This window comes from Clostridiaceae bacterium (assembly GCA_012840395.1).
GTDB lineage: Bacteria > Bacillota > Clostridia > Acetivibrionales > DULL01 > DULL01.
The window spans coordinates 61,764-76,810 of record DULL01000046.1 but is presented as its reverse complement, the minus strand read 5'-3'; the positions used below and the strand labels follow the sequence as shown (position 1 = coordinate 76,810).

Here is a 15,047-nt window from a genome sequence, read left to right as displayed (position 1 = left end):
TTATTGTAATATTAAACTGAGCCATGGTTCATCCTCCTCGGTTTGGTATTTGATGGTACTTATATTCTAACCGAGGTATGAGCTTTGGCTCAACTTCTTTTTACACCATTATATAGACTTAATCTAAGGGGACATTTCTTTACTTTACGTTAATATAAGCTGATTAAAGTAAAGAGTCTTAAAAAGAACTTTAATATAGTCAATTTATTAAAAAGAGTATCACTTTGTTATTAGTGTCCTGTATTCTTAGTTTTATTAGAAAAATTCTTCTCATCAAAATTAGAGAAGCATATTTTCTTATTCCCAATATATCGGTAAAAAGAAAAGGATTGTCCCTACCTAGAAAATGTCCCTACCCTAGAAGAAAAGAAAAGGAATGTCCCCTGTTGCCCATTGACAAAATAATCCTTCTACACTATAATATCTTTAATTCACCAATTTATAACTTTAGCGCGATAAATTAATAAAGCACAAGTATAAATATAAATAATTATGTGGTAATAAAATAATAAAACAAATCAGTGAGATAATATAATAAACCATGCAGAAAATTAACCTGAGAAATAACGAAGATTTTCATGAATACTTACATAAAGTAAAAACAGTTATTAAAAGATACAAATATAAAGCAAATATAAAAAGGTATAAATAAATAAAATTTATAATTAGATAAAGAATAAATAAAAAAAAGGGGACAAACGGGTACAGGAATTATTAATAATTTATAGATGTACCGGGCAAAAAAAGCAAGTGAGGTGTATGATTTGTCAAAATGGAAAATATACACTCCTGAAGGTGTTCAGGATATATTATTTGATGAATGTTTTGCAAAGAGAAATATTGAGCAAAAAATAAGAGAGCTTTTCAGACTTTGGGGCTACTTTGAAATTGAAACTCCCACCGTAGAGTTTTACGATACATTTTCTGCAGAATCAGATTTAACTCCCCAGGAAACAATGTTTAAATTCTTTGACCAACAGGGCAGGATTCTGGTTTTAAGGCCGGAAGCTACAATACCTGTTGCCAGGATTGTAGCTACGAAGCTTAAGGATGCAAAATATCCCCTTAAATTTTTCTACATAGGTAATATGTTTAGATATAATGAATTCGGCGGAGGAAAACAAAAAGAATTTACCCAGGCAGGACTTGAATTAATAGGCTTAAACACACCAGAATCAGATGCAGAGGTTATTGCTCTTGCAATTAAAGCTCTTAAGACGGCAGGTCTAAGAGAATTCCAGATTGATATCGGACAAGTGGAATTCTTTAAAGGTATTATGGAAGAAACAGGTCTTCCGGAGCAGGAAGTTGAGCGTATCAGAGTTTTAATTGACCGAAAAGATTATCTGGCCATTGAAGAATTGGTAGAGAAATATGGAATTTCAGAGAATTTAAAAAAGCTGATACTAGGACTTCCCAAATTATTTGGTTCAACAGATCTTATTGACAGTGTTGAAAAAATTACTATGAATAGCCGTTCATTAAAAGCTTTGGAAAACTTAAGAAGAGTACTTCAGATACTGGATGATTACAATCTTGAGAAATATATTTCTATCGATCTGGGTATGGTACAAAGTTTGAACTATTATACCGGAATAATTTTCAGAGGATTTACCCATGGGATAGGTTTCCCAGTATTAAGCGGAGGAAGATATGATAATCTGGTTGAAAAATTTGGTAAAAAATGTTCCGCCACAGGATTTTCTTTAGGCATAAACATGGTCATGATGGCTCTGGACAGACAAAATATTACTTTTAAGACACCATCTGTTGAAAGCCTGGTATGCTATACAGACAAAGGAAGAAAAAATGCCTTTGAATTATGTGAAGCTCTAAGAAGTCAGGGCATTGTAACAGAGGCAAACATTCTGGGTGAAGGAATAGAGAAGGCCAAGGAATATGCGAAGGATAAAGGAATCGGCGGAATTATATATGCTTTGGGAGATGGAAAAATTGAAGTACATAATCTTGAAACAGGTGAGATCATAGAAACAGATATGGATAGACTTTCTTATTAATTAAAAAGTTAAAAGTTATTTTAAACCATAGTATATTAATAATTAATATATTAACCTATAGTATATTAAACAATAATACGTTGTAGTACATTAACTGAAGTGATGACTATTTGTACCAGTTTTCTTTAACCAAGCATCAAGAAGTCTCTCGCTTCTATAAGAGGGAGTTGAATTGATGCAAATTATAATAGCAACCATCTTCAGTGGGTGATTGCATGATCCCCATTGAATCCCCGAGCGAAGCGAGTTTGCTACAATTGATAAACTGCATCCAACTAATAAACTGCAGAGCCCGAAACGAAGCAATTAAAATACAGAATGACAGAATAGATTTAATAAGGGAGTCAAGATATCCTGACCAGAGGTGAGAAAAATGAGATATATAACAATAGCTATATCAAAAGGAAGACTCGGCGAGTTATCGGCAGATTTGCTGGAAAAAGCGGGTTTTGACTGCTCAGAACTCAGAAATCCCGCAAGGAAACTAATAATAACAGATGAAAAGAACAAGACGAGGTTTTTGCTTGTAAAACCTGGAGATGTTCCCACCTATGTAGAATATGGCGCAGCAGATATGGGTATAGTTGGGAAGGATACTCTTTTAGAAGAGGGAAGAAATCTGTATGAAGTGCTGAATCTGAATTTCGGGGCTTGTAAGGTTGTGCTGGCAGGATCACCGAATTTGGTAGGTAAGCTGGACCAGCTGAATAACAAAAGAGTTGCTACAAAATATCCCAGAATTGCAAGAGAATATTTTCAAAATAAAAGGAAAGAAAGTATTGAGGTCATAAAACTGAACGGCTCAGTAGAATTAGCTCCTCTGGTAGGACTTTCAGAAGTAATTGTAGATGTGGTGGAAAGCGGGCGTACATTAAAAGAAAATGGGCTCGTTGTGTTGGATACTATTGCCGAGGTAAGTGCCAGACTTGTGGTAAACAGAGTAAGTATGAAAATGGAATATGAAAGAATAAGTAAAATTGTGGATAATTTAAGAGCACAATTAGAAAAAGGCGGTTTGAATTATGATAAAAATAATTGATGCAATAAAAGAAGCTGAATTGCTTGAAATGCTTGTTTCCAGGAGTCAGCTTGAAGACAAAGAGGTTCTGTCAAGGGTTGAAAGTATAATAAATAACGTAAAGGAAAATGGGGACCAGGCTATTTTAGAATACACCAGAAAATTTGATAACTTGGATTTACCTCCTGAAAGAATACGAGTTGCAGACAATGAAATACAAGAAGCATATAAAAATACTGATAAAAAACTTGTAGAGGTTATTAAAAAAGCTAAAAAAAATATTGAAAACTTTCATATGAAACAGAAACAAAACTCCTGGTTTTCAACAGAGGCAAAAGGGATCTTATTGGGACAAATGTTCAGGCCTCTAAAAAATGTCGGGGTATATGTTCCGGGGGGAACTGCGGCACTTATTTCATCAGTCCTGATGAATGTAATACCTGCAAAGACAGCAGGTGTCAAAAAAATAGTTATGACTACACCTCCGGGTAAAGGAGGAGTAATAAATCCTGCTATGCTTGTTGCAGCATCAGAGGCGGGTGTTGATGAAATATACAGGATTGGAGGAGCTCAGGCAATTGCTGCCATGGCTTTCGGGACAGAAACCGTATCCAAAGTAGATAAAATTGTTGGACCCGGAAATATATATGTGGCAACAGCAAAGAAAATGGTCTATGGCTACTGTGACATTGATATGTTTGCAGGGCCAAGTGAAATCATGATAATAGCAGATGCTCTGGCCAATCCATGCTATATTGCTGCTGACCTTTTATCCCAGGCGGAGCATGATGTACTTGCGGCATCCATACTTGTTACTACCTCTGAAAAACTTGCAGAAGAAGTGCAAAAAGAAATAGAGAGGCAGTACGGATATCTTAGCAGAAAAGACATTATTAAAAAATCTCTGGAAACTTACGGAGCAATTGTTATTGTTCAGACTATCGAGCAGGCAGTGGATATAGTTAACAGGGCTGCTCCGGAACATCTGGAATTATGCGTGAAAAATCCATTTGAGCTATTAGGTTCTATTGAAAATGCCGGAGCTATTTTCCTGGGTGAATATTCCTCAGAACCTCTGGGAGACTACTTTGCAGGACCAAACCATGTCCTGCCTACCGGTGGTACAGCCAGGTTTTTCTCTCCTTTAAGCCTGGAAGATTTTATGAAGAAATCAAGTATTATCTCATATAGCAGAGATGCCTTAAAATCCGTTAAGGATGATGTGATAAGGTTTGCTGAAGCTGAAAAACTTGATGCCCATGCAAATGCTATTAGGGTAAGATTTGAAGAGATTGGAGAGGAGGGGAATTTTTGAGTATTTACTGGAGCAATGTTGTAAAAAATATAAATCCGTACATTCCTGGAGAACAGCCAAAAGACAGAAAATATATAAAGCTGAATACCAATGAAAATCCCTATCCGCCTTCCGAACGGGTTATTCAGGCAATGAAAGATGCTGCTAACAGTGATATAAGGCTGTATCCTGATCCTGAGTGTTATGAGCTTAGAGAAGTAATTGCCAGTTATTTTAACCTGAATATAGAAAATGTTTATGCCGGAAACGGATCAGATGAATTACTAGCTTTCTCCTTTTTGGCATTTTTTAATCCGGACAGGCCTATACTATTTCCGGATGTTACATATACCTTTTATCCAGTTTATGCAGATTTGTTTAATATAAAATATGAAACCGTCAGGCTGGATGAGGAATTTTCTATTCCTGTTGAGCTTTTCTTCAGGGAGAATGGAGGCATTATTTTCCCTAATCCTAATGCGCCTACAGGAAAAGATATTTCCATAGAGTCCATAAAGAAAATACTGGACTATAATAAAAATGTAGTTGTAATCATTGATGAGGCATATGTTGATTTTGGAGCTGAATCAACTGTGGAATTAATAAAAAACTATCCTAATCTTCTAATAATCAGGACTTTCTCCAAGTCCCATTCTCTTGCGGGCTTAAGAATAGGATTTGCTTTAGGAAATGAGGAATTAATACAGGGGCTGAGCAGGATAAAAAATTCGATTAATTCATATACCATTGACAGAATTGCCATGGCAGGTGCTATGGAAGCTATAAAAGATTATGAATATTTTAAAAGCACCAGTAGAAAAATCATTAATACCCGTGAAAGAATAATAGTAAAATTGAAAGAATTAGGATTTAATGTTGTTGATTCCAAGGCAAATTTTGTATTCATAAGCCATCCTGTTATACCTGCAGTGGATATTTTCAACAAATTGAAGGAAAGGGGAATCCTTGTAAGATATTTTAACAAACCTAGAATAGACAATTATTTGAGAGTTACCATCGGCACTGATGAACAAATGGACTGTTTCCTAGAAGAAGTTAAGAATATCACAGTTATTTAAGAATATAACAGCTATATAAGAGTATAACAGCTATTACAGGTATTACAGCATGTTAACCATATTGAGGCATTTTAACTCATATAAGACTCTAAAAAAAGACTTATAGTATATAAAATAAATAAGCTAGATATTTAAGAAAAAGAAACATAAAATGTAAGATTGCGTAGAAAAGAGTCAAATCTGTTATGCCAACTGGTGATAAAAAGCTTATCAGTTTATAAAAACTTATTAATAGAGTATATAAATAGATTATTTAAAAGCTATAAAAACAGGAGAGATATATATGGAGAGAAAAGTGGAAATTACAAGGAAAACAAATGAGACTAATATATCTTTGAGAATTAATATAGATGGCATTGGTAATAGCAGTATTAAAACAGGGATAGGTTTTTTAGACCACATGCTATCCCTGTTTGCCAGGCATGGTTTTTTTGATCTCGAAGTAAGAGCAGAAGGGGATCTGGAAGTTGACAGCCATCATACTGTAGAAGATATTGGAATTGTGCTTGGCCAGGCCATAAAAAAAGCTCTGGGAAATAAGGAATCTATTAAAAGATATGGAACAGCCTATGTTCCAATGGATGAATCACTGGCTTTAGTAGTACTTGATTTAAGTGACAGGCCCTTTTTAGTTTTTGATATTCCCCATGTAATTGAAAAAATAGGAGATATGGAAACTGAACTGGTTGAAGAATTTTTCAGGGCAGTTGCTTTTAATGGCGGCATTACCTTACATATAAAAGGGTTATATGGAAGTAACTCTCACCACATTATTGAAGGGTTATTTAAAGCTTTCGGCAGAGCTTTAGATGAGGCTACTCAGTTTGACCAGAGAATACAGGGCGTCATGTCTACAAAAGGAATTCTTTAATATAAATATAAAAAATATAAAGTAAACTCCCTTCGCTCGAAGATTCAGTGGGAGCCTTGCAGTTCACCACTGAATAATTATGTTATTTATAATTTGTATCAATTCAGCTCCAGCTTATATAAGGGAGAGGCTCCCTGTTGCTTGGTTAAACGAGTAGAGCTTGAAAAGTTTTCCTATAAACGAATATTTATTTGGTTGCATTTTTTAGGTTGTATAACAAGTTGTATGACAAAAGAATTAGACAGAAGATTAAACAGAAGATTATACAGAAGATTATACAGAAAAATTATGCATATAATTTACATAAAAATTTATAATAAAAAATTTACACAGAAAATTGATGAACAGGAGAAGTATAAATATGGTTATTTATCCGGCAATTGATATAAAGGATGGAAAATGTGTAAGACTTATACAAGGCAGATTTGATGATGCGACAGTATATTCAGATAATCCGGTAGATATAGCCCTTAAATGGGAAAAAATGGGGGCGGAGTATCTGCATGTTGTTGACCTTGATGGAGCGCGGACTGGTGAGATTAAAAATCTTGAGATTATTAGAGAAATGGCATATAAACTCCAAATTCCACTTCAAACAGGAGGTGGAATCCGGACAATGGAAACTATACAGAAAGTATTGAATATAGGAGTACGAAGAGTTATTCTGGGAACTGCAGCAGTAAGTAACAGAAAGCTTGTTGAAGAAGCGGTAAACTTATACGGCTCCAGAGTCGCAATCGGAATTGATGCCAGGGATGGCAAAGTTGCAATAGAGGGATGGGAAAAAACCAGTCAGTTAAATTCTGTAGACTTTGCAAAAAAGATGCAAGATATAGGAGTTAAAACCATAATATACACCGATATTTCCCGGGATGGAATGCTTAAGGGACCTAATCTGAAAGCTATGGAAGAGATGGCAAAGGAGCTGGATATTGAAGTTATTGCATCAGGAGGAGTAGGAAGCCCGAAGGATGTTGATGATCTTAAAAAGACAGGAGTAGACGGCGTTATTATTGGGAAGGCTTTATATACAGGAGCGGTTGATCTTAGGGAAATACTCAAAAGAAATAAAGACGGAATTTAAATAAAATATTAAGGATGATTATCCGTTAAAATAGAGCGGATATACCTATTTCCGGAATTTTTGAAAAGTATGAGGATAAGAAAATTTTTTTACAATCGGAAAATAATCTACCATTAAGTTATAATTTAATGTAGAATAAATAAAATAAAACTAAAAAGAAAATGCAATATTTTGAAAAAATAAGTAAATTATAGAAAATACTTATAAAATATGGTAAAATAATGTTGCATAATCACACATAAAGTAATTGACTAGTTTTAGAATAGTTAACAAGTTCTAAGAATATGGTGGGTAAATAATGAATAATATTAATAATATTGTTAAAGAATTAAAATTTGGTAATGACGGTCTTATTCCTGTTGTTGTGCAGGATTTCCAAACCAGTGAAGTGCTAATGGTTGCCTACATGAACAAGGAGGCTCTTGATAAGTCAATTGAAACTGGTATGGCTCATTATTGGAGTAGAAGCAGGAATAAGTTATGGCTAAAAGGAGAAACTTCAGGCCATTTTCAATATATTAAGTCAATAAGCATAGATTGCGACGGAGACGCACTTCTTATAAAGGTAGAGCAAAAGGGAGGAGCCTGCCATACAGGCAATTATTCATGCTTTTACCGTAATTTGAAAGACGGAAGTTTTGTCGAAAAAAAACCTCATGATTTTGATGCTTTTGAAGTTTATAAAAATAAATCCATAATTCTTAAGGAATTATATGATATTATTGCTGATAGAGTGGTAAATATTAAACCAGGATCATATACCAATTATCTACTCGAAAAAGGTATAGACAAAATTCTCAAAAAGGTTGGAGAAGAAACCTCTGAAGTAATTATTGCAGCAAAGAATAATTCAAAAGAAGAAATTCGATATGAGATAGCCGACCTAATATATCACTTGATGGTACTAATAGTAGAGAGAGGTCTTACCCTTGAAGAAATTTTTGACGAGTTAAGGAGTAGAAGGTAGGAGGTAGGAGGTATAAATTAAGCAGTGACATATTTAAGTACAGAAAAAATAAAGAATATAGATGAATATAGAAGTAATCCGGGATTTTTCTTCAGGGCAGGCTTGCGTTATATTAGCAAAAACAAGCCTTTACAAGCACTGAATTTTCTTGCAAAAGCAGTTGAGAAAGAGCCTTATAATGCAGACTATCTGTTTAATCTTGCATGCGTTTATGCTGAACTAAAAAATATTAAGGAATCAAACAATATACTTTTAAATATAATAAAAAACATTGATCCCACCATTGCAGAATGTTATTTCGGGATAGCCTGTAATTATTTTGATTCAGGTGATTTTAACAAGGCCAGGGAATATTTTGAGAAATATATTGAATCTGACAGCTTTGGTGAATTTGCCAATGAAAGCTATGAAGTGCTTTATTATTTGGATGTTTATGGAGAAGGTAAAAGAAGAGTAAACAGAAAAAAAACAACTGCCAAGCTTATAAACGAAGGAATGACATTAGTCCGCGAAGGAAATTATAAAAAGGCTTATTGCAAGTTTGATAAAGCTGTAGAGATTGATCCTATGGCTATTTATCAAAGGAACTATCTTTCTTTAATGTGTTTTTTAAATGGGGAAATTGAAAGAGCTGTCAGCGTGTCAAAGAGTGTTTTGAAAGTGGAGTTTGAGAGTCCATTAGCACACTTTTGCCTGTTAATGTACTATGCATATTTAAACAATTCAGCTTTGATCAAGAAACAGCTCCGTATTATATATAGTTTAAAGGCTATCAAAAAGAGGACCTTTTTTAGTGAACTAAAGCAGTTTTTAAGTGTTATATCAGATAACGACATTATTAGTGATAATTTGAAACAATTTTTAACCACAGTGCTTAAATCAAGGGATATGGAAGAATTAGGAAACTTAAGCTTGCACGATGATATTGATGATAATGTAGTCAGAATCAAAAAATAACCAAAAACGATGAAAACGATGGAAATAGTGTGTAATAAATGGGAAAATAGATTTATTCTCCATTAACAATAAATTTTAGAAAAATCACATATTTGATAAAAAATTGGAAAGTATATTAATATTATTATTGTATTAGCACTCAACTAAAGTGAGTGCTAATAAATTGTAAAAAGTAGAAGGAGGTTATCTAATGAAAATAAAGCCTTTATGTGACAGAGTTGTAATTAAAATGTTGGAAACTGAAGAAACTACAAAGAGTGGAATTGTTTTGCCGGGTACTGCTAAAGAAAAACCTCAGATTGCTGAAGTTGTAGCTGTAGGTCCTGGCGGAATAGTAGATGGAAAAGAAGTAGTTATGGAAGTAAAAGTTGGTGATAGAGTAATTATTAGCAAATATGCAGGAACAGAAGTTAAATTGGACGGAGAAGAATACACTATCTTAAGACAAGGAGATATTTTAGCTGTCGTCGAGTAAAGGGATATAAACATTACACATATTATTATTTTTGTATTTAATGAGGATTATCTAATAGAGGAGGATTTAGGATATGGCAAAACAAATTATATTTGATGAAGAAGCCAGACGCGCTCTTGAAAGAGGAGTTAATCAGCTGGCTGACGCAGTAAAAGTAACACTTGGACCTAAAGGTAGAAATGTAGTGCTGGAAAGAAAATTCGGAGCTCCCCTCATAACAAATGATGGAGTTACTATTGCAAAAGAAATTGAACTGGAAGATAAATTTGAAAATATGGGTGCTCAACTTCTCAGGGAAGTTGCCACAAAAACTAATGATGTAGCAGGAGATGGGACAACCACAGCTATTGTGCTTGCTCAGGCTTTAATTAGAGAAGGCTTAAAGAATGTTGCAGCAGGCGCAAATCCTATGATAGTTAAAAAAGGTATTGCCAAAGCAGTTGATACAGCGGTTGATGCTATAAAAGAAATTAGTCAGAAAGTAAAAGGGAAGAGTGATATTGCAAGAGTTGCTTCAATATCATCAAATGATGAGGTTATTGGAAACCTGATTGCCGACGCTATGGAAAAAGTAACAAATGACGGAGTAATCACCGTTGAAGAAGGCAAAACAATGGGGACAAACCTTGAAGTTGTTGAAGGAATGCAATTTGACAGGGGATATATATCTTCCTATATGGTAACAGATACCGAAAAAATGGAAGCTGTTTTAGATGATCCTCTGATTTTAATAACTGATAAGAAAATATCCAATGTTCAAGATATCCTGCCATTACTAGAGCAAATTGTACAGCAGGGCAAAAAGCTGGTTGTTATTGCTGAAGATGTTGAAGGCGAAGCCCTTGCTACTCTGATTGTAAATAAATTAAGAGGTACATTCTCTTGTGTAGCAGTAAAAGCTCCTGGATTTGGAGACAGAAGAAAAGCTATGCTCCAGGATATTGCGATTCTTACCGGTGGAGAAGTTATTTCCGAAGAACTTGGACTTGAATTGAAAGATGCCAGAATTTCTCAATTAGGTAGAGCAAGACAGGTTATCGTTCAGAAAGAAAACACCATCATTGTTGATGGAGCAGGAGATCCTGAAAAAATTAAGGCAAGAATTGCTTCAATTAAATCTCAGATTGAAGAAACCACATCAGACTTTGACAGAGAAAAATTACAGGAAAGACTCGCGAAACTTTCTGGCGGCGTAGCAGTAATTCAAGTAGGTGCTGCAACTGAAACAGAAATGAAAGAAAAGAAACTGAGAATTGAAGACGCATTGGCTGCTACAAAGGCTGCTGTTGAAGAAGGTATTGTATCTGGCGGTGGAGTAGCATACATTAGCGCAATTTCTAAGGTTTCAAAACTTCTTGATGAATTGACCGGTGATGAAAAGACAGGTGTACAGATTGTACTTAGAGCTCTCGAAGAGCCTATCAGACAGATTGCCGCAAATGCTGGTGTTGAGGGCTCAGTTATAGTAGATAAGGTTAAAGGCAGTAAAGCAGGCATTGGTTTCAATGCATTAACCGGAGAATATGTAAATATGATTGATGAAGGTATAGTTGATCCGGCAAAAGTCACAAGGTCAGCTCTGCAGAATGCTGCGTCTGTAGCTGCTATGGTTCTTACTACTGAATGCCTCGTTGCTGACAAGCCAGAAAAAGAACCACCTATGCCGGGTGGAGCAGGAATGCAAGGCGGAATGGGCGGAATGTACTAAAAGATTAAAGACGTATTGAAGGATTGAGTCATTCCGTAACACTGAGTTTAGTATTAATCATATATTTGAGTTTATAGTTAATTATATACAGGCTATATAGATATATTTGCATATAACTATATATAACTATATAGAAGAATAAAGTCCAGATGTAATATATTTAGAGCCAGGGATTATATTCCTTGGCTTTAAATATATTGTTAACTAAAGATGTTTATGTTAAAATCAGTCTAAAAGATGTATATTGGGAGGATTAAATGGACACTTTTTTTGAAAAAATAGTTGCAAAAAGAAAAGATTTTAAGGATATATTATTTAATATAGGTATTGTTCTGGCAGCGTTATTATTGGTACTCATAATTCTTAATATACCAATAGTAAATCAATTCGGACTCATTATCACTACTGGTATTGTTTACCTTGCATATAGATTAATAAAGGCAAGAAATATCGAATTTGAGTATCTGGTGACAAATGGAGACCTGGATATTGATATGATAATCGACCAAAGAAAAAGAAAAAGAATATTTAGTGCAAACTGTAAGGAATTTGATATAGTTGCTAAGGTAAGCAGCAATCATTTCAACTCCTCGGTGCAGAATATACCGAAAAAAATTTTAGCTGCAAGTGACATAAATTCTCCGGATGCATATTTCTTTACTTTAAATTACAAGGGTGAGAGAACGTTAGTTGTTTTTGAACCTGATGAAAGAATGCTTAATAACTTCAAATTATTCATACCTAGGAAAGTATTTGAATAATATTTGAATAATAATTTGTATTTTTCTTGGTATATATTTTTTACTATTTGTATCAGATTATTTATGTAAAGGGGTCAGGTCGTGGTCAGCAGAAAACGGGATAACTATCGCAGATTAAAGAGGAATATTATTATACTGTTCCTGATATCATTTTGTTTTATAAGTCTAAGTGCCATAATATATTCAGGTTACTATTTCTTTTTTATGGAGAATAATACCTTTGTACCTGCTTTCGATGAAAACAAACTGAATCTGATTATTGAAGATGAAATTATTAATACATCTGAAGAACCTAAAATTATGGATGGAGAGATATTATTACCATTAAGTGTAATTAAAGAATATATTGATCCCTATATATACTGGGACAATAATCTTAAGAAAGTTACCATTACTACAAAAGACCGGGTAATTAGAATGAAAACCGGAAATCTAAACGCGATTGTAAACAATGAAGAAATGCTACTTAACATACCTGTTATTGAAGAAAACGGAGTTATATATATACCTATAGAATTTTTGGCTGAGTTCTATAAAATTGAATTGCAATATATAGAAGACAATAATGTTATAATAATTGACCATATCAATACAATAATTCAGATAGCTGAACCTATTGATGCCAATGCAGTAGTGAGGAAGGGACGATCAAGAAAGTACCCTATAATAAGAAAGTTTGATTTGGAGAAGGATAAACCAGAGGACCTTAAATTAAGGGTATTCGAGGAGTATAAAGACTGGTACAAGATCAGAACTGCGGCAGGAGAAATAGGTTTTATTGAAAAAAAATACGTTGTATTGAGGAAGATTCTTGTTAATAGTTTACCAGAATTAGAAAAAGATGATGGGCCTTGGAAACCTGAAAACGGCAAGATAAATCTTGTATGGGATATGATGTACAGTGGAAGACCTGACCTATCAAGTATAGGAAAAATTGAAGGACTAGATGTAATTTCACCTACTTGGTTTCAACTGGCTAATGCAGAGGGGAAATTAATTAACAGGGCAGATCCGGTATATGTTGAATGGGCTCATAGGAATGGTTATAAAGTATGGGCTCTTTTTAGTAATGATTTCAATGATATTGAGATGACTGAAAAATTTTTGAATAATACAGATTACAGAGAGAATGCGATCAGGGAAATACTGGCATATGCAGCTCTATATAAATTAGATGGTATAAATATTGATTTTGAAAATATTTATAAAAAAGATAAAGACGCTTTAACACAATTTGTAAGAGAAATAACACCACTTCTTAAAGAACAGGGGTTAGTAGTGTCCATTGATGTATCAGTACCTGACGGAAGTGATACCTGGTCTCTCTGCTATGACAGAAAGGCTCTTGGTGAAGTGGTGGATTATGTTGCTCTAATGACATATGACCAGCATTGGGCTACGAGCCCAAAGGCGGGATCAGTTGCGGAAATTACATGGGTAGAAGAAAATGTAAAAAAGTTACTAAAAGAGGTTCCCAGGGAAAAACTTCTTTTGGGCATTCCTTTTTATACAAGGCTATGGAAAGAAGAAGTAGATGAGAAAGGAGTTGTTAAGGTTTCAAGCCCAAAAGTTTTTTCTATGGATGCCGCAAAGAAATATGTGCAGGAAAATAACGCTGAATTGGTTTGGGATGAAAAAAGTGGCCAGTACTATGCTGAATTTTCAAAAGATAATTGTGTATATAAAATATGGCTTGAAGACCCAGTTTCTGTTAATTTAAAATCCTCTCTTGTTCATAAGTATAAGCTGGCAGGAGTTGCATCCTGGCAGAGAGGTTTTGTGACATCTGAAGTATGGAACGTATTGAATAAAAACTTGAAAGTTACTGGTAGTTTTCAGGAATGGAAGGCTGAGAATAGTCATATACAATATGCATCAAGTGATTAGGAGGTAACATATGGATTTCCAATTATATTTTACCTTTATTTTCAGACTAGTTCTTTCTTGTGTATTAGGTGGTGTAATTGGTTACGAAAGAGAAAAGACAAACAGGCCAGCAGGATTCAGAACTCATATACTTGTATGTGTTGGTTCTGCATTAATAATGTGCACTGCAGAATATATGTTTAGTGTATATGCCGGAAAAACTAACTTTGATCCTACAAGGCTTGGTGCACAGGTTATAAGCGGGATAGGATTTTTAGGAGCCGGAACAATAATCCGTGAAGGTTACAATGTAAGGGGACTTACTACAGCTGCAAGCCTGTGGGCAGTATCATGTGTAGGGCTTGCCACTGGAGGTGGATTTTATACTGGAGCTATTACTGCAGCTGCTCTTATCTATATTACTCTTATTCTACTAAAGAAATTTGAGGATCATTTGGCAAGAAAGAACAGATACAGGGAAATACTTATAAGATCAAGTAATTTACCCGGACAAATTGGCGTTATAAGCAATATACTTTATAAATATGGGATAAAAATCAGTAATATAGATTTTATGAGTGATGAGGAAAGCAGTATTGCCCAATTTAAATTTACAGTGAAATTACCAGCTAATAAAACGGGAAATTATTTAGATGAACTGCGGACCATAAAAGGAGTTTATGAAGTTACAGCAGTTAACTAAAAGCATAACTTCTTATTTGCTGACAAAGATGAAAACATTTGCTATAATAATTCAAGTCATATATTTTTTATTTATTTAATAAACCGCATATATAAATATGCGGTTTAACCTATGGCAGCTATAGGTTAAACAATTATTGCGCATGCAATTTTTCGCTATTTTGCGAAACTCACATGCGCAATTTAAATTAGACAAGCAAATTAGAAATATATAAAGTGAGAATTTATATAAAGTGAGGAAGAGATA

General features: G+C 34.3%; 13 protein-coding genes. All 13 read left to right on the top strand.

Features of this window, described 5'->3' with window-relative positions; translation table 11 throughout:
• The first annotated feature begins 764 nt into the window (after positions 1-764).
• The 13 genes from hisZ to GXX20_05810 all read left to right on the top strand — a co-directional run bounded on the left by hisZ (position 765) and on the right by GXX20_05810 (position 14,801).
• Complete coding sequence (gene hisZ / locus GXX20_05870; GenBank protein HHW31188.1) at positions 765-2,018, top strand: ATP phosphoribosyltransferase regulatory subunit; 1,254 nt, start codon at positions 765-767, stop codon at positions 2,016-2,018.
• 373 nt (positions 2,019-2,391) lie between these two features.
• Complete coding sequence (locus GXX20_05865) at positions 2,392-3,057, top strand: ATP phosphoribosyltransferase (GenBank protein HHW31187.1); 666 nt, start codon at positions 2,392-2,394, stop codon at positions 3,055-3,057.
• Positions 3,041-4,351 carry a histidinol dehydrogenase gene (hisD, locus tag GXX20_05860; GenBank protein ID HHW31186.1) on the top strand — a complete coding sequence of 437 codons (1,311 nt, stop codon included), beginning with the start codon at positions 3,041-3,043 and terminating at the stop codon, positions 4,349-4,351. Before GXX20_05865 ends, hisD begins: the two co-directional genes overlap by 17 nt.
• On the top strand, positions 4,348-5,409 hold the full coding sequence (locus GXX20_05855; protein ID HHW31185.1) for a histidinol-phosphate transaminase: 1,062 nt from the start codon (positions 4,348-4,350) through the stop codon (positions 5,407-5,409). Before hisD ends, GXX20_05855 begins: the two co-directional genes overlap by 4 nt.
• Positions 5,410-5,692: 283 nt before the next feature.
• Positions 5,693-6,280, top strand: a complete 588-nt coding sequence (gene hisB, locus GXX20_05850) for an imidazoleglycerol-phosphate dehydratase HisB (GenBank protein ID HHW31184.1) — start codon at positions 5,693-5,695, stop codon at positions 6,278-6,280.
• A gap of 361 nt (positions 6,281-6,641) precedes the next feature.
• Positions 6,642-7,364 (top strand): 1-(5-phosphoribosyl)-5-[(5-phosphoribosylamino)methylideneamino]imidazole-4-carboxamide isomerase, encoded by a 723-nt coding sequence (gene hisA, locus GXX20_05845; GenBank protein ID HHW31183.1) that lies wholly within the window; start codon positions 6,642-6,644, stop codon positions 7,362-7,364.
• A 307-nt stretch (positions 7,365-7,671) separates the two neighbouring features.
• Positions 7,672-8,331 carry a bifunctional phosphoribosyl-AMP cyclohydrolase/phosphoribosyl-ATP diphosphatase HisIE gene (locus GXX20_05840; protein HHW31182.1) on the top strand — a complete coding sequence of 220 codons (660 nt, stop codon included), beginning with the start codon at positions 7,672-7,674 and terminating at the stop codon, positions 8,329-8,331.
• A gap of 24 nt (positions 8,332-8,355) precedes the next feature.
• Positions 8,356-9,288, top strand: a complete 933-nt coding sequence (locus GXX20_05835; protein ID HHW31181.1) for a tetratricopeptide repeat protein — start codon at positions 8,356-8,358, stop codon at positions 9,286-9,288.
• Between the two features lie 190 nt (positions 9,289-9,478).
• Positions 9,479-9,763, top strand: a complete 285-nt coding sequence (locus tag GXX20_05830) for a co-chaperone GroES (GenBank protein ID HHW31180.1) — start codon at positions 9,479-9,481, stop codon at positions 9,761-9,763.
• A gap of 73 nt (positions 9,764-9,836) precedes the next feature.
• Positions 9,837-11,471 carry a chaperonin GroEL gene (groL, locus tag GXX20_05825; GenBank protein ID HHW31179.1) on the top strand — a complete coding sequence of 545 codons (1,635 nt, stop codon included), beginning with the start codon at positions 9,837-9,839 and terminating at the stop codon, positions 11,469-11,471.
• Between the two features lie 257 nt (positions 11,472-11,728).
• Positions 11,729-12,232, top strand: a complete 504-nt coding sequence (locus tag GXX20_05820) for a hypothetical protein (protein ID HHW31178.1) — start codon at positions 11,729-11,731, stop codon at positions 12,230-12,232.
• Positions 12,233-12,436: 204 nt separating this feature from the next.
• On the top strand, positions 12,437-14,119 hold the full coding sequence (locus tag GXX20_05815; GenBank protein HHW31177.1) for a glycoside hydrolase: 1,683 nt from the start codon (positions 12,437-12,439) through the stop codon (positions 14,117-14,119).
• A gap of 10 nt (positions 14,120-14,129) precedes the next feature.
• Positions 14,130-14,801, top strand: a complete 672-nt coding sequence (locus GXX20_05810) for an MgtC/SapB family protein (GenBank protein ID HHW31176.1) — start codon at positions 14,130-14,132, stop codon at positions 14,799-14,801.
• Positions 14,802-15,047 lie beyond the last annotated feature (246 nt).